16 protein-coding genes and 1 pseudogene are annotated in these 21940 nt (G+C 66.9%); 11 read left to right on the top strand and 6 right to left on the bottom strand.

The window, feature by feature from the left end; genetic code table 11:
• The first annotated feature begins 20 nt into the window (after positions 1 to 20).
• The 4 genes from MID12_RS28545 to MID12_RS28560 are packed head-to-tail and all read left to right on the top strand — an operon-like array spanning position 21 to position 3857.
• Entirely contained in the window at positions 21 to 806 is a 786-nt protein-coding gene (locus tag MID12_RS28545; protein ID WP_263171803.1) for a hypothetical protein, read from the top strand.
• Positions 803 to 2875, top strand: a complete 2073-nt coding sequence (locus tag MID12_RS28550; protein WP_263171805.1) for a hypothetical protein — start codon at positions 803 to 805, stop codon at positions 2873 to 2875. Before MID12_RS28545 ends, MID12_RS28550 begins: the two co-directional genes overlap by 4 nt.
• Positions 2872 to 3669, top strand: coding sequence for a hypothetical protein (locus MID12_RS28555; RefSeq protein ID WP_263171807.1), 798 nt, complete (start codon positions 2872 to 2874; stop codon positions 3667 to 3669). The genes MID12_RS28550 and MID12_RS28555 overlap by 4 nt, the downstream gene beginning before the upstream one ends.
• Positions 3666 to 3857 (top strand): hypothetical protein, encoded by a 192-nt coding sequence (locus MID12_RS28560; RefSeq protein WP_263171809.1) that lies wholly within the window; start codon positions 3666 to 3668, stop codon positions 3855 to 3857. The genes MID12_RS28555 and MID12_RS28560 overlap by 4 nt, the downstream gene beginning before the upstream one ends.
• Positions 3858 to 4098: 241 nt before the next feature.
• Here MID12_RS28560 and MID12_RS28565 read toward each other — a convergent pair whose 3' ends face one another.
• Both MID12_RS28565 and MID12_RS28570 read right to left on the bottom strand, forming a co-directional pair.
• A complete protein-coding gene (locus MID12_RS28565) occupies positions 4099 to 5730 on the bottom strand; it encodes a UvrD-helicase domain-containing protein (RefSeq protein ID WP_263171811.1) in 1632 nt (543 codons plus the stop codon).
• Positions 5727 to 7787, bottom strand: a complete 2061-nt coding sequence (locus MID12_RS28570; protein ID WP_263173508.1) for an ATP-dependent nuclease — start codon at positions 7785 to 7787, stop codon at positions 5727 to 5729. The genes MID12_RS28565 and MID12_RS28570 overlap by 4 nt, the downstream gene beginning before the upstream one ends.
• A gap of 341 nt (positions 7788 to 8128) precedes the next feature.
• Here MID12_RS28570 and MID12_RS28575 point away from each other — a divergent pair, with 341 nt between their 5' ends.
• Both MID12_RS28575 and MID12_RS28580 read left to right on the top strand, forming a co-directional pair.
• Positions 8129 to 9646, top strand: coding sequence for a serine/threonine-protein kinase (locus MID12_RS28575; RefSeq protein ID WP_263171813.1), 1518 nt, complete (start codon positions 8129 to 8131; stop codon positions 9644 to 9646).
• 1422 nt (positions 9647 to 11068) lie between these two features.
• Positions 11069 to 11521: a hypothetical protein gene (locus MID12_RS28580; protein WP_263173604.1), complete on the top strand. Its 453-nt coding sequence runs from the start codon at positions 11069 to 11071 to the stop codon at positions 11519 to 11521.
• Positions 11522 to 12370: 849 nt separating this feature from the next.
• Here the strand turns inward: MID12_RS28580 and MID12_RS28585 are convergent.
• From MID12_RS28585 to MID12_RS28600, 4 genes and pseudogenes are all read right to left on the bottom strand, one after another.
• Positions 12371 to 12871: pseudogene (locus MID12_RS28585) on the bottom strand (TniQ family protein); the annotation flags it as partial.
• Complete coding sequence (locus MID12_RS28590) at positions 12837 to 14120, bottom strand: TniB family NTP-binding protein (RefSeq protein ID WP_263171814.1); 1284 nt, start codon at positions 14118 to 14120, stop codon at positions 12837 to 12839. The pseudogene MID12_RS28585 and the gene MID12_RS28590, both read right to left, overlap by 35 nt.
• Positions 14117 to 16162, bottom strand: a complete 2046-nt coding sequence (locus MID12_RS28595; RefSeq protein WP_263171817.1) for a transposase — start codon at positions 16160 to 16162, stop codon at positions 14117 to 14119. Before MID12_RS28595 ends, MID12_RS28590 begins: the two co-directional genes overlap by 4 nt.
• 239 nt (positions 16163 to 16401) lie before the next feature.
• A complete protein-coding gene (locus MID12_RS28600; protein WP_263171818.1) occupies positions 16402 to 17079 on the bottom strand; it encodes a TnsA-like heteromeric transposase endonuclease subunit in 678 nt (225 codons plus the stop codon).
• A 354-nt stretch (positions 17080 to 17433) separates the two neighbouring features.
• Between MID12_RS28600 and argC the strand changes: the two genes are divergently transcribed.
• Genes argC through MID12_RS28625 form a run of 5 tightly spaced genes read left to right on the top strand, consistent with a single transcriptional unit; the run spans position 17434 to position 21935 of the window.
• Complete coding sequence (argC, locus tag MID12_RS28605) at positions 17434 to 18462, top strand: N-acetyl-gamma-glutamyl-phosphate reductase (protein ID WP_263171820.1); 1029 nt, start codon at positions 17434 to 17436, stop codon at positions 18460 to 18462.
• Entirely contained in the window at positions 18459 to 18677 is a 219-nt protein-coding gene (locus tag MID12_RS28610) for a hypothetical protein (protein WP_263171822.1), read from the top strand. The genes argC and MID12_RS28610 overlap by 4 nt, the downstream gene beginning before the upstream one ends.
• Positions 18674 to 19825, top strand: coding sequence for a bifunctional glutamate N-acetyltransferase/amino-acid acetyltransferase ArgJ (gene argJ / locus MID12_RS28615; RefSeq protein WP_263171824.1), 1152 nt, complete (start codon positions 18674 to 18676; stop codon positions 19823 to 19825). The genes MID12_RS28610 and argJ overlap by 4 nt, the downstream gene beginning before the upstream one ends.
• On the top strand, positions 19822 to 20736 hold the full coding sequence (gene argB, locus MID12_RS28620) for an acetylglutamate kinase (RefSeq protein WP_263171826.1): 915 nt from the start codon (positions 19822 to 19824) through the stop codon (positions 20734 to 20736). The genes argJ and argB overlap by 4 nt, the downstream gene beginning before the upstream one ends.
• Positions 20733 to 21935 (top strand): acetylornithine transaminase, encoded by a 1203-nt coding sequence (locus MID12_RS28625; protein ID WP_040255020.1) that lies wholly within the window; start codon positions 20733 to 20735, stop codon positions 21933 to 21935. The genes argB and MID12_RS28625 overlap by 4 nt, the downstream gene beginning before the upstream one ends.
• The last annotated feature ends 5 nt before the right edge of the window (positions 21936 to 21940 follow it).

The following is a 21940-nucleotide window of genomic DNA, read 5'->3' on the forward strand; positions in this document are numbered from 1 at the left end:
CCCGACGAGAGGAGCGGCACATGTTGCCGTCGTGGGAGCCGTTGTGGCCCTACCGGGCCGTACTGGCGGTGGACGCCCGGAACTTCAGTGCGCTGGACAGCAAGGGCATGCAGCAAGTGAACGCCGACATCCTGCCGTTGCTGTCCGAGGCGCTCAGTGCCAGCAACGTGAGCGCTCAGTGGCAGCTGCGGGTGTTCGGCCAGCATGCCGGAGACAGCTACGTCGCTGGCATGGACCCGGAGGTGTTGCCCGCGCTGGTGGGTTGCTTCCCCGGTGCCTTGAGTCAGGTTCTGGGGCGTCGACGCGCGGATAGCCCCGCCAGTACGCCCCTGCAGCTCAGGGTCAGCATTCACGTCGGCCCGCTGCCGCACACCGGGCTGGGCGTACCGATGGTGCACACCCACCGACTCCTGGACGACGACGCACTGCGCACCCTGCTGAACCGTGCGAACCCGGAGATCACCAACACCGCGGTGATCATTTCGCAACGCGTCTACGAGGATGTCTTCGAGAGCGGCTGCGTCAACGGCGATGTCCTGCCCGACCAGTTCATGCGGCACCTGGTGAAGGTGAAGAAGTTCCAGCAGCCGGCCTATGTCCACATCCCCGGCTTCGACTGGCGGCTCGCGGACCCGGACATCTTCGAACCCCTCGACACCACGGATGCGGCCACGGAGCAGCCGGCCCCTGCGCCCGGAGCATCACCGCAGCCAGCACCCCCGGCCCCGGGCACGGTGAGCTTCAGTCACACGGGCGAGCACGGCGTCCAGGCATACAACCACTTCGGCGCTGGACGGGGGCAATGATGATCGACAACGAGCAGGGCCAGCGAGAAGGCACGGAGATCACGTCGCTGTCGGCGGAGCCACCGTCGGGGGAGCCCGTCGAGTCGGCTGCGCCCGCAGGCTCCCCTCCATTGCCGGAGGGCGGCGAGCTGAACGGCCAGAGGCAGTCCAGCTCCGTGAGCTTCAATCACTCCGGTGAGCACGGTATCCAGGCCTACAACCTGCACTTGAACGGTGATCAGGCGATCCCCATCCCCATCACCGAGAGCGACGCCGATTGCAAGGCGAGCCAGGACGGTCGGTTCGTCCCACCGCGCAACATAGACCAGTGGGAGGCCGCTTCCAAACTGCTGGACGAATACGGAGTCATCGTGCTCTGCGCGGCACAGGGCACCGGCCGGCGCACGGCTGCCATACGCCTGCTGCGTACCGTGACCAGTCCTCCGCCGGCCCTCTTCGACCTCGACCCGGAATGGTCCAGGCCCTCGGTCCGCCCGCTGCCGAGAGAGGCGGGGATGGGATGCATCCTCGATCTCTCCGACCTCGCGGAGCAACCTGGCGAGCGGCTCGGCACCGACCTGGTCGGCCATGGGGCGGAGCTGCGCAAGAACAACTCCTTCCTCGTCATCCTGGCCACGCCCGCCGACTGGTACGGCCATTGGGCTGAGCCCACGCTGCCCTTCACCGTCCGGCTGGAGTCGCCCGACGCACGGGCCCTCGTCACAGCGGAATTCCGGGCGAACTACCGCAGCGATCGTGTGGCCTGGTTGGACAGGACCGAGTTCGCTGACATCTGGAAGGCCAACCCGTCCGCGCGCGCCGCGTGGCGCCTGGCAGACCGTCTGCTCCGGGCCTCCGGCCCGGAGCAGATCCAGGCGATCGTCAATGAGTTCGGCGACTGGCACACGGAAGTCGAGAAACTCCTCAACAGGAATCGGGCAACGGGGGGCGACGCGCAGCTGCTGTCCACCCGGGTCACAGTCTGGGCCGGCGCCTTGCTGCACGGAGGACAACGCAGGTCGGTCATTAAGGCAGCCGATGACCTCCTGACCCGACTCGGCCTCGAACGCAACCCTGTCAACGTTCTGACCGACGCCACCACATCGAGCCGACTGGACGCCGCGAAGATCACTCGCGACGGAGACCGGGCCTTTCACGACACGCAGAAGGAAGGCCTGCCCACCGCCATCCTGCGTCACCTGTGGGACGAGTTCCCCACCCAGCACGAGCTCCTGCGCAGGTGGGCCATCGGCATCGCCGCAGACCGGACCGTCCCGGAAGAGGACGCCCGACTGATCACCACCGCACTGTGGAAACTGGCGGCGCACCGCCACGACCGGGCCATCCTCGACGGACTGGCGAGTGACCTCAAGGGACCCCGGAGGGCCCTGGCCGTGGAAGCACTCACCAAAGCAGCCGGGGATGCCGAGTTCGGCCGCTACGTCAGGGACCGCCTGCGCCAGTGGATGGACGCCAAGAACCCTTCGGACGACAAGGTTGACCTCGTCATCGAGATCTGCGCAGGCAGCTGGGGAATCCAACAACCGGCCCTCGCACTGACACGGCTGGGTAAAGCCGCAGGCCACAAGCCATTCGGCTCCGCAACCGTCATCAACGCCTTCCAGCAGCTAACGCTGCAACGACCTGACGATGTACGCAAGGCCGTCGACCAATGGCTCACCGACGTTGAAAGCCGGCCCGCCGACGAGACCCTGCGCCGCCAGACTCTCGGATCCTTCCTCGCCCTCGTCTCCAGCGACGAGGGAACAGACCTGATCCTGCACAACACACGAGACACCGAAGCCCGGCCGCGCATCATCCACGCGTGGCAGAAGCTGCTGTCCACCGACGACGCCGTGGACGCGGTCGTCACGCAACTGTCGCGATGGCATGAGCGATTCCAAGAGGACCCCGACCGCCGGGAAGCCGTGGTGGACGTCCTCGCAGACATCTTTGCCCCGCCCAGCCTCCGCCCCGGTCTCGACCGGCTCATGGTCACGGAGGAAGCAGCCATCCTCCCCTTCTGGCGCGAGGTCCTGGTGCTGGCCGCCAACCGCTACCAGGCGTCCAAGGAGGTATCGACCCCTTGACGACCGACGGACCCGGCCCGTGGTGGAGCCGCCGGCGCAGTCGGATCCGGGCCCAGTGGCCCACACGCCTGCCCGGCATCCGCTTCTGCGCCCGCGGCACCCTCACCTACCGGACACACGCCAACATCAAGGCCGGCGGAGCAGCCACCGCCCGAGCCGCCGCACGACTCGCCCTGGACGAACTCGGCCGCGGCATCACCCAGAACCACATGCCCGAACAGCTCACCAGTGCACAAGAAGACCTCACACTCGCCGCGGCGCACTGGCACACCCCCAAGGACACACCAGGCCTCTGGCTGAAAGCACACATCACCCTGCTGTTCACCGAGCAAGACGCGGACCGGGCCCAGAGGTACCAAGACGCCTTACGCGAGGTGACACTCCAGGTCGCGCTGGAACACGAACGCCGAGATCGGTTCAGACAAGCGGTGTTCAACAGCCCGGACGCCACGCGTATCTGGTGGCTCGACCGACACTTGGACGACCTGGAATCCCTCGACTGGGACCTCTTCAAGGAGAAGATTCTCCCCCTCGTCGGAGCGGCCGACGACGTCCAGTCCAAGGCCGAACGCATAGCCCACACCCTCCTGTACGTCTGGGAGAAACTGGGCAGCGACCCAGGACAACACGCCCGTTTCACCACCACCGTCCGCACCGTCCTGGACCAGATGGGATGGAACGACGCGCTCGCCTGGCCGGCGCCCGGCGAGCCGTCAGCGGCTGATGCGTCCGAGAGTGTCCGCGACGAGGGCGCAGAGCCGCGCCCCGTCTCCGAGGCGGGTACAGCCCGATGAAGCTCCTCGCCCTGCGCTGGCTGCTTGACCCGGCAACCAGCCTCCTGGCCCTGCGGCTTCGTGCTCAAGAACACGGCCGCATGTCCTACGACGCTGCCTGGCGGCTGGCCCGGGTGACCCGTCACCCCGACGAAATGGTGTACCGGCACCACGGACATCTCGCCGAGGACTCCGGCGACGAAAGGTAGTGAGTGATCAATGAAAAGGGTGGTGCTCAGGACATAACGCCAGCTCCCGGACGGGGAGTTGTGGATTCCACGTCGAGAACCTGCGGGCGTGCTACGTTCCCGAACTCGCTCCGCTGCCGTGCCCGCATGGTGGGCAACGAGTTCGGCGATCGCAGCAGGAGCACCGACTCGGGGCGAGGAGCCCGTCGGGGAGTCCCCAAGTCCAGGGTGACCGTCGAGGCGCTCATACCCTTCCTCGGGGTCAAGGGTGCACGGTGCCCGACGCGAACCAGTCGAAGGCGTTGGGCAGGGCTTCGTCGGGGATGTCGGTGAGGAAGACGACTGCGAGGCCACGGCGGGCTCTGGAGCACGAGACGTAGAAGAGGTTGCGTGATCGCTCCAGTCGTTTCTCGAGGTCACGGCCGGTGAGCATCTTGCCCATGTTGTACTGGGTCCACGACCCGTCGTCGATGATCACGATGACGTTGTCGAACTCGTCGCCCTTGACTCCATGCTGGGTGTGGAACGGGGTGAGCTGTTCGCGGTACTCGATGAAGCGGATGACTTCCTTGTAGGGGACTTCCCGCAGGGCGTTAGAGAATTCGGCCAGTTTTGCGTCGTAGCCTTCGAGGTCCTCAGACTTCCGTCGGCGTTCGAGGTCGCTGAGCTTGCGGGGCACTGACAGAAGGTGCTGCCGAGCCATGTGGTCGAGTACGTCACCGATTGTTCCGGACTCTCGCACCGTGGTCAGTTGTCTGATGTCGGCTGCGATCCGCTGCTTGTCAGTGTGACGTGTGATGGTGGTCCGTCCTGCCACCAAAAGGCTTGTGAGCTCTGCGTAGTCGAGCGCGTGGAAGGCACGACAGAGCGCTTCGACCCGGCTGAAATATTCGATGTAGGGCTCGTCGTTGTCCAGAAGCTTGTCGCGACCTCGCGAGCCGAGGATCTGGTACTGCTGCAGAAGGGCACCGTAGGACAGGGCTCCCGCGATCCCTCGGTGGGTGAGCATCAGGTAGCTGGTGGTGTCATCGCTCCAGCCCAGTTCGGCGAGTTGCCGGCGAGCCGCATCGAGGCGTGCCTGGCCAGTGGGCAGGGCGGAGTTGAGGAAGAGGTGTACTTCCCCGTCTGTGTGCTCGCCCACCGCTTCCTGCTGCAACTCGGGACGGATCTTGTTGAGAACGGCGACAACCGGGGGAGAGCAGCGGTAGTTCTCGTGCTTGGTGATGACGGTCAGCTTGGAGTGCAGAACGGCGCCCTGCCCCGTGGCGTAGATCTTTTGCATGGAGTCGCCGAACAGTCCAACGACGCAGGACTGTCGGCCGGCCCCGGCGAGGTGGTCGAGCAGCAGGCGGATTGTCTTGGGGGAGGTGTCCTGGTACTCATCCACGAAGACGACGGGGTAGCAATCGGCGATGAGACGCGTGAGTTTGGGATGCCGGGTCACCATGCGCAGCGCGAGGTCGATGACCTCGTCGTGGGATATCTCCCCCCGGTCCAGGCGCCGTCGCCGGTCGACGTACTGGACAGGCGGCCGAGGGCTGCTGAGCTCGCTGAGATCCTCGGGCGTCGGCAGAGCATCGTTATATTCAATGATCTGCTGCCACAGCTCGGCTCCGAAGCCCTTGATGATCTCCCAGAGAAACTCATGGATGGTTGCAACCGTCACGAGCGGGTTGTCGTGGAGCCGGTCGGTGATCTTGCGTTTGGCCACGTTGGTGAAGGTGATGCATGCGATGCGACGGCCTTTGCTTGCCAATTCCGCACCCTGGCTCCGGAGGCTGTGCTCCAGAGCCTCGACCAGTGTCGTCGTCTTGCCAGCGCCGGCACCGGCCTCCACTAGGAAGCTACGGCGTGCTTCCAGTTCACCGATGACCTTGTCGATCGTCGTCTTCACGGTAGTGTCAGCCACTGCAGGCCCTCGTCGATGTACCGGGGCACCTTCCAGCCGTCCAGAAGCATGGCGTCGAAGGCGAAGTCTGTCTTGTGGTCACGGAGATTCTCCGCGATCTGGTAAGCGTGCGTCGCGATTGCTGCCTCGCTGGGGTGCTCGCCCACAGTGCGCTCGAAGTGCCCCTTCAGAGCGAGGCCGGAGATGTTGTCGGCGAGGACGAGGGCGTTGGCGATGATGAAGGCGTCCTCGAAGCTGCGACCGAAGGACCCGCCTGGCTGTTCGGGCACCTGATAGGCGACTCGAACGTTCTTGCTCACCTTGTCTTCGTTTGGTGTGGAGAGCAGTTCGGTGATGACTTCCTTGCCCGGAAGCCAGTGCTTCAGGGTGGAGTTGGAGGTGCAGGCACCCGGGGTGGCAGGATGACAGCCGGGGCGCTTTTTCTGCGACGGGTCGACGGAGTCGATGTCCGTGATGATGAGGGTCTTGACGTTGAGGAACTCCAGCAGGCTGCGGAAGCGGACCGCGTAGGCGTCGCCTACTTCGATGACCGAGACGTACTGGTGCTGGAGACGCGCTGCGCAACGGGCGATCATCTTCGGCAGGAGGAGACGTTCGGCCGTCCCCTCGATGAGGATGATCTTGTCTGCGAAGAACATGTCGCAGCGGTGCAGTTCCATGTACTGCTCCAGGAACCGCAGAGTTTCCCTGCCGTCGTTCCTCTTCTTGACGCTGGCCTGGAACGTGGACATGTCTTTGATGGTGACGTGGTGCTCCGCGGCGTCGAAGTAGCGGATCTTCGAGAAACCGCTCCTGGCGACCATGTGGGAAGAGTGCGTGGTGATGACGACCTGCACCTTCCGGTCGGTCTTGCTCCGGATGTACTCCTCGATGTTCTTGATGAACGTCTCCTGCATCTGGGGATGCAGGTGGGCCTCAGGTTCCTCGATGAAAAGGATCTGCAGCGCAGGCTGTGGGCTGGCCTTGCTGCAGCTCTCGATGAAGCCCCTGATCTGCAAAATGGTGAAGATGAGCTTGCTGTAGCCGAGGCCGTTGTGGCCTTCAGGCAGCGGGTACTGATCATCCCCAGAGGGGTACTGGATCCGGGTGCTCCCGCGCAGGACGGCAGCGCCCTCGATCAGAGCGACGATCCGGGGCGGGTGCAGTGGAGACATCAACTCCAGGCCGAAGCGACTCAGGTCGTCGAGGAACGGCTCGAAGAGCTCGTCGTAGTTGGAGTCCAACTCCTTCGACGCCAGCGCGAGCGCCTCTTCGATCCGGTCGACATTCTGCCCGCGGTTGTCATCACTGCTTGAGGCCCGGTAGTAGGCCTCGAACGTCTTCGACAGGGTCCGGGTCTTGTCCGCGGGAGTGTCGTCGAACTTGTTCTGCGCGTAGATGAAGCGCACGGCGAGTATCGACCGCGCGGCAGTCGGTTTGAGTTCACGGCTGACCGAGTCATCGACGGGGCTCACCGCACGGTATGTCGCCGTGAAGTACTCGTTGAACTTCCGACGCAGCCACTTGTAGCTGTCGAACTGGCTCCCAGCACGGCGAGCGGCTTCGCTGAAGTCCGCAACGAGCTTCACCGGGTCGCCGGCGGCCAGCGTGGCAACGATGCGGATACTGCGGCAGGTCTCGTCGAGATCGAGGATCGCGGCGCTGATGGGGGCGAGGTCGTCCTCCTCGTCGTATTCGACCGTAATCGCGAGACGAATGGCCGGCACCAGCTCAAGCGCCTTGCTCCGCAAAGCTTCCGCGGCCTCTCTGTCTCCCGCAGTGTCCAGCTGTGCGGCGTCAGTGAACTGTCGGCGAGCGTGCTCCAGGTCGGCAATGCGACTTGTGGTGAAGTCCTCAAGGACGAACTTGACATCGTCGCTCGGGCTGAAGAATTTCTCGAACAGATTGACGAATGATGTTTTGCCGCTATTGTTCCGGCCCACGACCAGTGTCGTCGACGCGTCGATCTGGATCTCCGCGTCACGCAAGGCGCGGAAGTTAGCCACTTTGGCGTGGGTGACGTGCATGGTGCTCCCGGAGCAGCCCGACGGAATCCTTGCCATCACCACGCCGTACAGTCTGTGGCGCGTGAGGCGACAAGTAGTATGTGTTACGAAAAGCCGCTGTGGGGGAGTTTTTGGTCAAGCGGTGGACCGCTTGGGGAGCAACAGGCCCACCGCTGGGCAGCGTCTGGCAAATGTGGTGGCGAGCGTGCCGCATGCTATGCGGCCGACCAGGCGAGCAAGGCATGGGCGGATCCCACCTGATGCCAACTGGCGTGTGGCGTCTGCGATCCCCCCTAGGGTTCACATCTCGTCCATAGTCGCTCTCGGCGGGGGTCTTGTTCGTGTCGCGGATTGCTGCTCGTCGTGCTTCGGACCCGGCCCGGATCGGGCGTTTCCGGATGGTCGGGGTGCTGGGCGCGGGTGGGATGGGCACGGTGTACGCCGCGGTGGGGGAGCGCGGCGAGCGGGTAGCGGTGAAGGCTGTGCACGCCGGGCAGGCGGCGGATGGCCAGTTCCGGGCCCGGTTCCGGCGCGAGATCACGGTGCTGCGGCGGGTTTCGGGCCCGTGCCTGGTACCGCTGCTGGATACCGATCCCGAAGCGGACATCCCGTGGCTGGCGACTGCCTACGTACCCGGCTCGACGCTCGGCGATCACACGGCGGTACACGGGCCGCTGACCGGGTTTCAACTGCACCTGTTCGCCGCAGGTACGGCCGGGGCGCTCGCGGCCGTGCATGCCGCCGGGGTGGTACACCGCGACCTGAAGCCCGCGAACGTGATTCTGGCCCCGGACGGGCCGCGGTTGCTGGACTTCGGCATCGCCCACGTCGCCGACGGTACCGCAGTCACCCGCACCGGCCTGCTGACCGGGACCCCGGGCTGGCTGAGCCCCGAGTACTACCGGGACGGCACTACCGGGCCGCCCGGGGACGTGTTCGCCTGGGGTACTCTGCTCGCTTTCGCGGCCACCGGCCGCCACCCCTTCGGCACCGGCAACGCCGAGGCCCTCGCGTTCCGCGCCCTCAGTGCCGAGCCGGACCTCGCCGGCGTCCCCGATGACATGCTCAGCCTGGTGACGGCGTGCCTCGCAAAAGACCCGGGCTACCGGCCTTCGTCCGCCGCCGTGGCGCAGGAGACCGGGGAGCTGCTCGGCGAGCAGGCGACCCAGGTCCTCGGAGATGTCCACGACCGGCCGACCGAGGTCCAGAACCTGATCGCCGAGCAGTGGCACCCTCCGACCGCGGAAGACCCCGCCTGGCCCGCTCCCGAGATACGCCGTCCTGGCAGGCGCGCCTGGCTCATCGTCGCAGCGGCCGCCGTGTTTGCCGCGGCCGCCACGGGCACCTGGTTCGCGTTGGCCTCCGGCCACGCCCCAGCGCGCGGCACCCACTCCCCGCAGGCAACTGCGGCCCGTTCCACGCCTGCCGCCGGACCGACAGCGACCACGTCACGACTCGCTCATCCAGGCATCAGCGAGTCACAGACCCCGGCCGCCGCGGCCTCGTCCGTGTCGGCGCAGACCCAGGTGGTCACCCTCAGTCCCTGGGCGCCGGGCGGTACCCCGGCAACCGGCATCACCATCACTGACCGGGCCAGTGGCTCCTGCTTCGGGCCCGCCGAATCCACAATGCGCACGGACGCCTGGCGCTGTACCGCTGGCGACCGGATCCTCGACCCGTGTTTCTCCCCGGACTCCAACCCCGCGGACACCAGCGCCCTGTGCTTGGACGAATCCCCCGACCGCATGGTCGAGCTGTCGGTCGTCGAGGGCTTTCCCGGCAACAACAACCACATGCCGGGCGGACCCGACATCGAACCGATCATCCTTGTCCTGGCCAACGGTGCCCTTTGCTCGTTCGCCGATGGAGGCACCGCGACGCTGGAGGCACCGCGACGCTGGCGGGACAGCGCCTGAACTACGGCTGCGACGACGGCGGCTACTTGTACGGCTACTTGTACGGCTACCCGAACAAGACAGCCGCGCTGTGGACCATCTCCTACGCAGCCCCCGGCATCGGAGCCAGTGTCTCCACGCCGATCACCACCGTCTACCAGTAGCCCGCCAACGGTCGCGTCAGCACATCGGGCGGTCGGTCAGTCCGACACTATTGATGGGCTCTCCGGCTATGGCGAATCTATATGGGTTCGCTGTCATGGAAAGGGTGTTGGGCCCGTTGAAACTTCTTCGCATGCACGTGTCTGCATTGGCTGTAAAGCTCCTGGAGCGCTGCACGCCGGCGACGAGTGTGTGCCGCTAGAGCGGTAGTCCGCTGTAGCCAATCTACGTCGTCGGCCCAGTCGCCGACTGCACGCCACAGGATCGGGCGCGGATTTGCCCCCAGCGGGCAGCGATCCGGCATGGCGATGTTCTCAAATGCTTCCCGTCACTAGGGCACCTGGTCTTGCATGGCCTCACCGGGAAAATCGGTGAGGATGTCACCGAGAGCCAAGCCCACGAGTTTGCTGCTGCGTTCCTCATGTCAGCTAACGACTTCAGATCCGGACTTTCGGAACATCTCGATTGGCCCTCTTCGCTTGAAAGCGAAGTGGCACGTCTCGCTAGCGGCTCTCCTGGTTAGAGCAAAAACGCTCGGTGTTATGAGTGAACACACCTACTCGCGGGCATAAAAAGCCTTGTCGGTCCGAGGGGGGAGGAAAGTTGAGCCAGGCCCTCTTGGGAATCCAGCAGTTCCCGTACTCTTGCAACGCGCACTGCTGCGAACTCATGGAGACAGCCGGAATCTCCTTTGCTGATTTCATCAATCGTTCCGGACTTCCGGAAGTCGATGTTCGAACCCTGCCCAGTCGGGATATCGGCGAACGACCTCGCGTGCAATTCTGACCGGCCCCACTCGGTTACTCAGTATGCGAGTTTTGGGAGGGGTGAGGGAATTCGTCCAGGCGGCTGCCTTTTCACTGTCGATCCAGTGCATGCAGCCATGGTAGATGCTCGTCTGCTCGAACGCGTCACGGCTAAGCGCGGCTCGGCGGAGCGTTCGATGACACCGTATCCCACCTTGGCTTCCCACCGCCGTTTCGCGACGAGTGAGAATGCCTTGGTCAGATCGTGGCCAGAGTAGTACTGCTTCCTCTCTGTGACACGTGCGAGCTCTGCCTGCAAACGCTGTGACCGGAATTCTTGGTGGGTAGATCACGCTCTGAGCCATGCACGTTAGTAGCCCCTGGGAAATCCTTGTTGGCGGATCGTGGTAGTCCGCGTCTACTGTGTGTGAGCGTCGGGCTGTTAGTTGACTGTTAGTGAACTGCCTGTACCCGAGTCGATGAACCGGGCGAGCTGTTGGGCATATTCGGCGAGGAGTTTCCGTAGGTCGGCGTAGTGCCGAAAGGTGTCTGGCCGGACGAGGTTGTACCAGGTGGTGTTGCGGCGAAGAGCCCATTCGCGTTGGACGTCTTGAGGCTGTTCGGCCTCGATGGGGCGTGGGGCGAAGAGGTGCTCGCCTTGTGTGACCTGTACCCAGATGTAGACGGAGGCGTCCTGGCGTTTGCGGTCGCCGACCGGTGGCCGGATGGGGCCGGGAAGCGGTGGCAACTCGCTGACCAGGGCGTCCCATTCGTCCGGAGGAAGGGCCCAATCCCTGAGCGCCTCGCGTCGGCGCTGGTAGTCGATGAGTGGTCGCCGGGGTGTTCGGAGTTCGGCACCGAGCTCGCGGAGGACTCGTTCGAACTCGGCTGGACTGCGTCCTGCGCGCTCCCAGCGTTTGAAGTCGGTGTTGCTTCTGAACCGCACCAGGCTTGGGGTGATGCCGAGGTAAGCCGCGGCCTCGTCTAGGGGTCCGCCTATGGCCCATTGGACGAGCCGGACTGCAGCGGTTCGGCGTAGCACCTTCGGGGCAATGCCGGTAATAGGTGCGAAGTATCTTTCATGCCAGTCCAGTTCCAGGTATGCGGGGATGTGTTCTGGTCGGTAGTCGTCCCGCAGTGGTGCTCGGAACCCCTGTGGGCCGCCGATTTTGCGGTAGGTGCGGGTCAGGGGTTCGGCTGCGTCTCGGAATCGTGGTGAGCACGAGTTTTCATGTCGGGCGTAGATGCGTACCCAGGGCGTACGTGTCGGCCGTTCCCCGGGGGTGTGGACGAGGTGGGAAAGGTGTTCGGACAGATCGTCTGCTTCGAGTAAGGCGTGTGCGGCGCGTAGGAGTCCGGCACAGGCGATCGGGTCACGGGGCGGTACATCGCGCAAGCGAGAGTGCTGCAAACCGTTGCTGGTACTCGAATTCCCTGAAGCGGAGTGGACGTACGCGGCCACATGCCCGGTGAAGGTGGTGTCGAGAAGATGTTGCCCTACTGGCCAAGTAGTAGCGATCAGTGCGGTGGCCAGCCGGAGATCAGTGAAGTACTCGGATGCGTCCGAGGCCGGAGTCAGCGGTTCTAGGCGGGCAAGCAGGGACTGCTGGAAGCGAAGGATGTCCGGTGTTGGGTGTGGCCGACGGTAAGGATCTGTAGCAACTCGCTGATCGAGTCTGCCGCCGCAGGCGCGGGACTTTCGTTTCCGGGTTGGGGTGCCGATCGTCCACCGGCATTGCGCTGGGTGCAGGGTGTGATCGTTGGCCCGCTCAATCAGGCGCCCTGATATGGCGCGCGGCTGCCCACAGCGCGGGCAGCTTGCTTCCAGATAGGTCTGGTGTTCTACGCAGCTGAAGACAAAGGGTAGGTGCCATAGCTTGCGCCAGGGACCGCCGTGGAATCGCTGGGCTGGGGTGCAGTCGCCCGCCAGACAGGTGGGGCAATACCGTGGGGAGCCGACGAAGAGCCATGGGTCCGGCCTCTGTCCCGGTCCCGGTCCGGACACGGAAGACCAGGCGATGGGGGGATACCGGTCTCGCCACTGTGTCAGTGTCAGTGCCGACACTTCCTCGGCTGTCTGGCGGGTCAGTCGGGCGAATCCTTGGGCCTCCGGCCCGGTGAGATTCAGCAGCAGACTGCCTGGGATGTGATGGGCTTGGACGCGATCGGTCCAGCCCGCCGCACGGATCAGTTGCAGAGGCGGGAGGCTGAGGCGATGCCCCAGCCGAAGCAGGTAGCTGACAAGGGACTCTCCTGAGGCAGGTTCGAGACTCCGGGGCAGTGGATGCATCGTGGCTTCTCCGTCAGGCGCCCGCGCGGGCAGCCGGGCCAGGGTCATCGAAAACGGTGTTCCGGGGTCGTTTCGCCTGCGTGGGCTTCTTGACGGCGGTCCGCGGGGCGGCTGGGATGACGGGCTCGTCCGGCGGCTGCTCGGGCTCGTCCCGCCGGAGCACGATCTCGTCCAGCAGGCTCTCGTCGATCATTTCCTTCCCGGAGTCCATGGCTTCCTGGGCGCCGTCTTCGAGTAGGCGTCCCAGCAGGCCGATGACACCGCCGGTGCGACGCATCAAGTACTCCGGCATACCGCCGCCGGTGAGCATGCCCTGCGTCGCGTTCATCAGCCGCAGGTGCTTCTCGATTCCCTTCAGGTGATTGACGAAGGCCGCGATCTGTTTCGGGGTGGTGTAGCGGAACCGGTCGATCTCGATGAGCTCGAAGCGGTGTTCCGTCTGGGTGACCTCCAAACCGTGGATGCGGGTCGACTCCAGCGGTGGCATCTCCCATTGCCGGGTCTTCTTGTTCCACTTGGCCTCACGCAGCAGCCCGATGCCGGAGATGTTGACGCCGGTCAGGATCAGAGTGACGTCCAGGCTCATAGGGGCCCGCATCAGGTCGAGGACGTCCTGGTCGTCGGCTCTGTGCATCCGCAGCCGGCTGATGTCGTCCAGAATCAGAGCTTTGACGCCATGGTCGTAAAGGGAGTCGGCGACCTGCCGTACCAGTTCCGGCAGCGTGGCCGACTTGCGCGTCGGGGCCCGGAAGAAGCCTAAGATCGACGTGCAAAGGCTTTTCGGCGTTGCCGTCACCGGGGTCGAGACATAGACGACCGGTGCGTGGAGATCGCGGGTGCCCGGCAGAGCCTGGGGGTTGAGGTGGCTGTGGAGTTCAAGCCACTGCTTTTCGAAGACGGCCCCGGCTGAGCAGACAGACGCGGTCTTGCCGTAGTTGCCCCAGCCGCTGATCATGACGCCGGCGCGGGTCGGGTCGTTCTTCTTCCTCGTGTTGCCGCTCAACCGGCGCCGGATCAGCTTGCCGACCTTGTCATGCATGGGGGTGTCCTGCAGCGGGAGGTTCGCGTTCGTCAGCTCCCGGTAGAGGTCGTAGTCGTACCGGCGGCTCTCAGGGAGCATCGACCACTTTTGCGGGGAGATCGTCGGAGCGGGGACGAGTAGGTCGTAGTGGGTGCGGTAGTGCTGCCAGCCAACGTAGGTGTCGAGGGGCGGGCGGCTGCCCAGGATCAGCTCGGCGATCCTGGCTCGTGAAGGCAGACCGTCCAGCGGATCATCGTGAGAGAGGGCTCGGGTCACGTGTGGTCCTCCTGGACAGGTGTATCGGCTTCCGAGTCGTCGGGGGGCGGAAGCCGGAACATGGGACGCCGGTTCAGGGCCTCGTACAGCGTTGCCGGGGCTACGGGCTTGACGTCGGCGAGGGCTTCTTCGCGTCGTCGACGGCGGTCGGCGTCGACCGCGTGGTCGATCGTGCGGGCGTGCTCGGCCCAGGCCGCGGGCATCTCAGCCGGAGCTAGCTCATCCGCGATGGCGGGTGCGGCGGGGCGGTCAGCGGCCGCAGCCTGTGCGCGGGTGATCTCGCGGGCTTGGGCGACGCGCTGCTTCTTTCCGGCCTTCCTCTTGGCCTGGCTGGGCCATTGGTCGACTGGGGTGACCGAGCCGAGGATCCCGAGCAGATGTTCCAGGAGCTCGCTCTCGGAATGGATCCTGATCTTGTTCGCCCTCACGCGTGTCAGCAGGGCGTCGGCAGTCTTGTCTGAGAAAGCAGGGATCTCACCTTCGGGCGGCAGTCCTCTCCAGCGCAGAATGTGCCAGGTCTCGTGGTCGGCAGGGTCCTGGAAGAACACCTGCCGGCGGTCCCTCCGGTCACTGCGGACAACCCACTTGCCCGCGTGTTTGCCGCCCCGGGCGGAGGGTTGCTGGAAGCGCGGCTCGTCGAAGACCGGGTGGTGATACCAGAGCCCGAGGATCTTCACCCCGCGACGAGGATGGATCTTCACGTGGTGTTTGCGCAGGACCTTGTAGTAGAAGCTCGGTTCGGGGAAGTCCAGGTCGAAGCCGCCCTGTTCCATCGCGGCAGCGAACAGGGTGTTGGGGCTGTGGTCTTCACCCGGTGCCCAACTCGGGGCGTATTCGCCTAGTTTACGGTTCTGCCAGATCTGGACGATCCAGGTCGCGATGATGTGCTCGGCTTGCGTGAGCGTGAGGCTCGCATCGCGTTCGGGGTCGGCCCCGCGGTCCGCGACGTCACCGCCGGTGAATCCCAGCAGGTGCTCGAAGAGCATGGTCTGGATGGTGAGGAACTGGCGCTCGACTGCGAACTTGTCGGTCTGCCGCAGGACGCGAGCAGGCAGGATCCGACAGCCGATCTCCGTTTCGGCTTCCACCAGGTCGTGATTCTTGTAGGGGCCGCCGTGGTCGGTGGTGACCGTCCCCGGGGCAAAGAACGGCAGAGCGGCGACCCGGTGCCCGGTGAACTCGGCGATCACCTCGGCCGGCACCCCTGCGTAGGGCCATTCCATGTCCTCGCCCCAGCCGTCCCGCATCGGAAGCGGCAGCATCACGTCCCGCAGCAGCATCGCGATGTCGACCGAGGTGTCGGACTGGAGCGTGAGCCGGAAGGCCGGCAGCCCGTGCGTGTAGAGATCGAGTGCGAGGGTCAGCGTCGCGGTGATCGCGTCGCCGAACACGGTCTCGCGCAGCTTCACCGGCATCGGGGTCGAGTCCAGCACCAGAACCTGGCCCGGCCTGTGGACCACCACCCGGCCGGAGACCCCGGCCTCCGCGGCCGCCTCCGCCGTCCGCCCGTAACGCGGACGGGCTCCGCTGGGCCCGAACCACTCCTTCCAGACGGCCGCGAGCGTCCAGCGTGAAGGGATCCTCTCAGTGGGAAACGTCGGGAATCGCTCACGCATGTACTGGTGCATCAACCGGTGCTTGGCACCCTGGCTCAGGCGGGCGCGTGGGCCGCACTCGGCCTTTACTGCGAAGATCGCCTCCCGGACCTCCTTCGTGATGGTGCGGTGCCCGCTGCGTCGCCGCGTCCAGCGCCCGTCCGCGCAGGCCAGCAGGAGACTGTCGCCCGCCAGTCCCGACAGACGTACCAGCGTCCGGTAGCTGAGGTGCTGCAGACCGCACCGGACCGCCTCCGGACGGGGCATCGCCTCTATCTCCGCAGCCTTCGCGTACCGACGCTGAGTCAACGTCGTGCGGTCCGGGTCGTAGGCCGGCCGGGGCTCACCCGGCAGGGCCCGAGCCGGGTGGCCCTTCCGGAACCCCGTCTCGGCCTCCAGCACGTGCGCCGCCCGCAGCCGGGCCCGCTCTAACTGGTCCTTGGTCAAGTCGGCCAGTGTCCTCGGCTGCCGGGCGACCGGCGGCGGGCGCCCTGATGCGACTGCCGGAAGAAGCCGCAGGTCAGCATGGTTGATGAGCTAACGGAACGAGCGGGTCTCCGCGCGGCCGTCGTCATCCACGAGGACGAGCCGGCCGAGTTGACCGTGGACGTCGTCAACCGTCCACTCGACGCCATTGAGCGCGACCCGCCTACCCGGCGCGATCTGCAAGAATCGCCTCGCTGCCATCACACCGCCCAGATCAGTGAGCTGTGGCGCAAGGGACTGCCCAGGTCAACGCCGAGCTCGCGGTGCCAGAGCAGCCGGACGATGTTCGCCCGGCCAACGGAAGGCACGATGGTCGCCTCCGCCAGGTCGGAGAACGTCATCGCCTGCCCCTTCTGCCCGCTGATAGCGGTGAGCAGCTGCTCGCGCATGCCGAGAAGGTCCCTCGCCGGCCGCCGGCGCGAGGACAGGTGGTCAAGGACGCTCCAGACATGCGGTCGCCAGCCCGCGACCACCGAGTACCGCCAGCCGCAGGCAGCCGCCACTTCCCTGGCCGCCGCGAACTTCAGCGCGTCCTCTTCCTTGATCAGCTCCATCGGGCGGACGTCCAGCAACCACATCCCACTGCCGATCACGGCCAGGAAGTCCGGGATGTGCCAGGCACGCCCGCCCGCATGCTCGAAATCAAGCCGGAACGGCTGCGACAGCACTTCCGATGCCCTCAAGAAGTCCAGCGCGACCAGCAGGCTCACTTCCTTCAGCGACTCGAAGCCATGCTTCCCGCCCGCTGACGCCATCGCCTCCAGGCCGGGGCGGTGCCGCTGCTTCGCCCGCCACGTGAACCCCCGCATCGGCCGGGACGACATCACCGGTACGTGAGCCATGTCCCGGACCGGCCAGCAGACCTCGTCGGCGCCCACCTGCCACGTCGAACTCCACCGACGCGGCCAGTCGTCCCCGAGCCGCAGCCGATCCCGCAGTCCGGCGTCCCCGTCGTACGCCGTGACAAGGTGGTCCAGCTGACTTGAATCCGACGGGATCTTCGCTCTCGCTGCCTCGCCCACTCATCCAGAGAAGCAGCACTCGACCGGCGACGGGGGCGTTTCGCTGGTACTGCCCGCAACACAGCGTGAGGGGACCAAGATTTGCCAACCAGCGTTCTCCATGTGCCAACTAAAAATCTCCGTCGCAACCTGCTCCGCACCCCCGAGAAGTCCCATTGCATAAAAGTGCGAGGAAACGTATAGTCATGCCTTCAAGGAGGAGGCTTACTCATGACGGTACGTGCGGCAGTGGCGGGAGCGAGCGGGTACGCGGGCGGGGAGCTGCTGCGTCTGCTGGTCGCGCACCCGGAGGTGGAGATCGGGGCGCTCACCGCGAACTCCAACGCGGGGCAGCGGCTCGGCTCCGTGCAGCCGCATCTGCTGCCGCTGGCCGAGCGGGTGCTCGCGCCGACCACCACCGAGGTGCTCGGCGGGCACGACGTGGTCTTCCTCGCGCTGCCGCACGGGCAGTCCGCCGCCGTCGCCGAGCAGCTCGGGCCCGAGGTCCTCGTCGTCGACATGGGTGCCGACTTCCGGCTGCGGGAGGCCGCCGACTGGGAGCGGTTCTACGGTTCCGCGCACGCCGGGACCTGGCCCTACGGCCTGCCGGAGCTCCCCGGCGCCCGGGCCGCGCTGACCGGGACGAAGCGGATCGCGGTGCCCGGCTGCTATCCGACCGCGGTCTCCCTCGCCCTCTTCCCCGCCTACGCGGAGGGCCTCGCCGAGCCGGAGGCCGTGATCGTCGCCGCCTCCGGGACCTCGGGCGCGGGCAAGGCGGCCAAGCCCCATCTGCTCGGCTCCGAGGTGATGGGCTCGATGTCCCCGTACGGCGTGGGCGGGGTGCACCGGCACACGCCCGAGATGATCCAGAACCTCAGCGCGGTGGCCGGGCAGCGGGTGACCGTCTCCTTCACGCCGACCCTCGCGCCCATGCCCCGCGGCATCCTCGCGACCTGCTCCGCGAAGGCGGCGCCCGGCGTCACGGCCGAGGTGCTGCGCGCCGCGTACGAGAAGGCCTTCGCCGAGGAGCCCTTCGTGCACCTGCTGCCCGAGGGGCAGTGGCCGGCCACCGCCTCGGTGTACGGCTCCAACGCGGTGCAGATCCAGGTGGCCCACGACACCGAGGCGGGCCGGGTGCTCGCCGTCAGCGCCATCGACAACCTGGCCAAGGGCACCGCGGGCGGCGCCCTGCAGAGCATGAACCTCGCCCTCGGCCTGCCCGAGGAACTCGGGCTCCCGCTCACCGGCCTCGCCCCGTGAGCACCACCCGGCCCCGCGCCTCCCGCCGGGAGAAGGCGCCCTACGGGACGGCGGCATGGGGGACCACGGCATACAGGATGACCTCGTACGAGGCGCTGGCATACGCGACGATCCCGTACGGGACGGCCTCGTACGGGACGACGACGACCTACCGCGCGACGAAGACCGCGACGACCACCGCGAGGAACCGCGGGACGAACAAGGAGATGCAGTGAGCGTCACGGCAGCACAGGGATTCACGGCCGCGGGCATCGCGGCCGGGATCAAGGAGAACGGCAAGGCCGACCTCGCCCTCGTGGTCAACAACGGGCCGCGCAAGGCCGCCGCCGGCGTCTTCACCAGCAACCGCGTCAAGGCCGCCCCGGTGCTCTGGTCCGAGCAGGTGCTCAAGGGCGGCCTGGTCTCCGCGGTCATCCTCAACTCCGGTGGCGCCAACGCCTGTACGGGCCCCCAGGGGTTCCAGGACACGCACGCCACCGCCGAGCGGGTCGCCGAGGTCCTCCAGGTGAACGCCGCCGAGGTGGCCGTCGCCTCCACCGGGCTCATCGGTGTCACCCTGCCGATGGACAGGCTGCTGCCGGGCGTGGACAAGGCGGCGGCCGAACTCTCCGCGCACGGCGGCGAGAAGGCCGCGCTCGCCATCAAGACCACCGACTCGGTGCACAAGACCGCCGTGGTCGAGGGCGCCGGCTGGACGGTCGGCGGCATGGCCAAGGGCGCGGGCATGCTCGCCCCGGGGCTCGCCACCATGCTCGTGGTGCTCACCACCGACGCCGAGGTCGAGGCCCCGGCGCTGGACGCGGCGCTGCGCGAGGCCACCCGCACCACCTTCGACCGGGTGGACTCCGACGGCTGCATGTCGACCAACGACACCGTGCTGCTGCTCGCCTCCGGGGCCGCCCAAGTCGTCCCGGAGGAAGGGGAGTTCGCGGAGGCCGTCCGCGCGGTCTGCGCCGATCTGGCCCGCCAGCTCATCGGGGACGCGGAGGGCGCCAGCAAGGACATCCGGGTGGACGTGGTGGGCGCGGCCAGCGAGGCGGACGCCGTCGAGGTCGGCCGCTCCATCGCCCGCAACAACCTGCTCAAGTGCGCCCTGCACGGCGAGGACCCCAACTGGGGCCGGGTGCTCTCCGCCATCGGCACCACCTCCGCCGCCTTCGAGCCGGACCGCCTGAACGTCGCCATCAACGGCGTCTGGGTGTGCAGGAACGGCAGCGTCGGCGAGGACCGCGAGGGGGTCGACATGCGCTACCGGGAGGTCGTCATCACCGCCGACCTCGCGGCGGGCGAGTCCGCCGCGACCATCTGGACCAACGACCTGACCGCCGACTACATCCACGAGAACAGCGCCTACTCCTCATGAGCACCCGCAAGCACACCGCACTGCCCAAGGCGGAGATCCTCATCGAGGCGCTGCCGTGGCTGACCCGTCACCACGGCAAGACCGTCGTCATCAAATTCGGCGGCAACGCCATGGTCAACGACCAGCTCAAGGCGGCCTTCGCGCAGGACGTGGTCTTCCTGCGGCACGCCGGACTGCGCCCCGTGGTGGTGCACGGCGGCGGCCCGCAGATCAGCGCCCAGCTCGACAAGCAGGGCCTGGTCAGCGAGTTCCGGGCCGGGCTCAGGGTCACCACCCCCGAGGCGATGGACGTCGTCCGCATGGTGCTCGCCGGGCAGGTGCAGCGCGAACTCGTCGGGCTGCTCAACCAGCACGGCCCGCACGCCGTCGGGCTCACCGGCGAGGACGCGCACACCATCACCGCGGTCAAGCACCAGCCGCAGATCGGCGGCGAGCTGGTCGACATCGGCCGGGTCGGCGAGATCACCCGTATCGACACCGGTGCCCTCGAGGCGCTGCTCGACGACGGGCGCATCCCGGTCGTCTCCTCCATCGCCCGGGCCGCGGACGACGGGCACATCTACAACGTCAACGCGGACACCGCCGCCGCCGCGCTCGCCGCGGCACTCGGCGCGGAGACGCTGATGGTCCTCACCGACGTGGAGGGCCTCTACGAGGACTGGCCGCACAGCGACGAGGTGATCAGCAGGCTCACCGCCTCCGAGCTGGAGAAGCTGCTGCCCGAGCTGGCCAGCGGCATGGTCCCGAAGATGGAGGGCTGCCTGCACGCGGTACGCGGCGGGGTCCGCACCGCCCGGGTGATCGACGGACGGGTGGAGCACTCGATCCTGCTGGAGATCTTCACCGACGAGGGGATCGGCACCATGGTCGTGCCGGACCCGCCCGAGGCCACCGGAGGGAAGCGGCCGTGAGCAACCAGGAACTGACCACGCGCTGGCAGGGCGCGCTGATGAACAACTACGGCACCCCGCGGCTCTCCCTGGTGCGCGGCGAGGGCGCCACCGTCTGGGACGCCGACGGCCGCGCCTACCTCGACTTCGTCGGCGGGATCGCGGTGAACGCCCTCGGCCACGCGCACCCGGCCGTGGTCCGCGCGGTCAGCGACCAGATCGCCACCCTCGGCCATGTCTCCAACCTCTTCGTCGCCGAGCCGCCGGTGCAGCTCGCCGAGAAGCTGCTCGCCGCCGCCGGACGCGAGGGCAGGGTGTACTTCGCCAACTCCGGCGCGGAGGCGGTCGAGGCCGCCGTCAAGATCGGGCGGCTGACCGGACGCCCGCACATGGTCGCCACCGAGGGCGGCTTCCACGGCCGCACCATGGGCGCCCTCGCCCTCACCGGCCAGCCCGGCAAGCAGCAGGGCTTCCACCCGCTGCCGGGCGAGGTCACCCACGTACCGTACGGGGACGTCGAGGCGCTGCGGGCCGCGGTCACCGAGGAGACCGCGCTCTTCGTGGTGGAGCCGGTGCAGGGCGAGAACGGGGTCGTGGTGCCGCCGCCGGGTTATCTCGCCGCGGCCCGGGAGATCACCCGGGCCACCGGGACCCTGCTCGTCCTGGACGAGGTGCAGACCGGGATCGGCCGTACCGGGCACTGGTTCGCCTGCCAGGCGCAGGGTGTCGAGCCGGATGTCCTCACCCTGGCCAAGGGCCTCGGCGGCGGACTGCCGATCGGCGCGACGCTCGCCTTCGGCGCCGCGGCCGGGCTCCTGAACCCGGGGCAGCACGGCTCCACCTTCGGCGGCAATCCGGTCGCCTGCGCCGCGGGGATCGCCGTGCTCGACACCCTCGCGGACGAGCACCTCCTGGAGAACGCCAAGCGGGTGGGGGAGCGGCTGCGCTCCGGAATCGAGTCCCACAAGCACCGGTTGACGTCACATGTCCGGGGTGCGGGCCTGCTGCTGGGTATCGTGCTCACCGAGCCGCTCGCACCCCGGGTGCAGCAGGCGGCTCAGGACGCCGGCTTCCTGGTGAACGCGCCCGCCCCCGATGTCGTACGGCTCATGCCGCCGCTCAACCTCCGCGACGACGAGGCCGACGCCTTCCTCGAAGCGCTCCCCGGTGTCCTCGACGGGGCCCTGCGGCCGAGCGGGGACGGACGAGCCGGAGATTGAGACGA

This window comes from Streptomyces sp. SCSIO ZS0520, from assembly GCF_025643355.1.
Classification (GTDB): Bacteria; Actinomycetota; Actinomycetes; order Streptomycetales; family Streptomycetaceae; genus Streptomyces; species Streptomyces physcomitrii.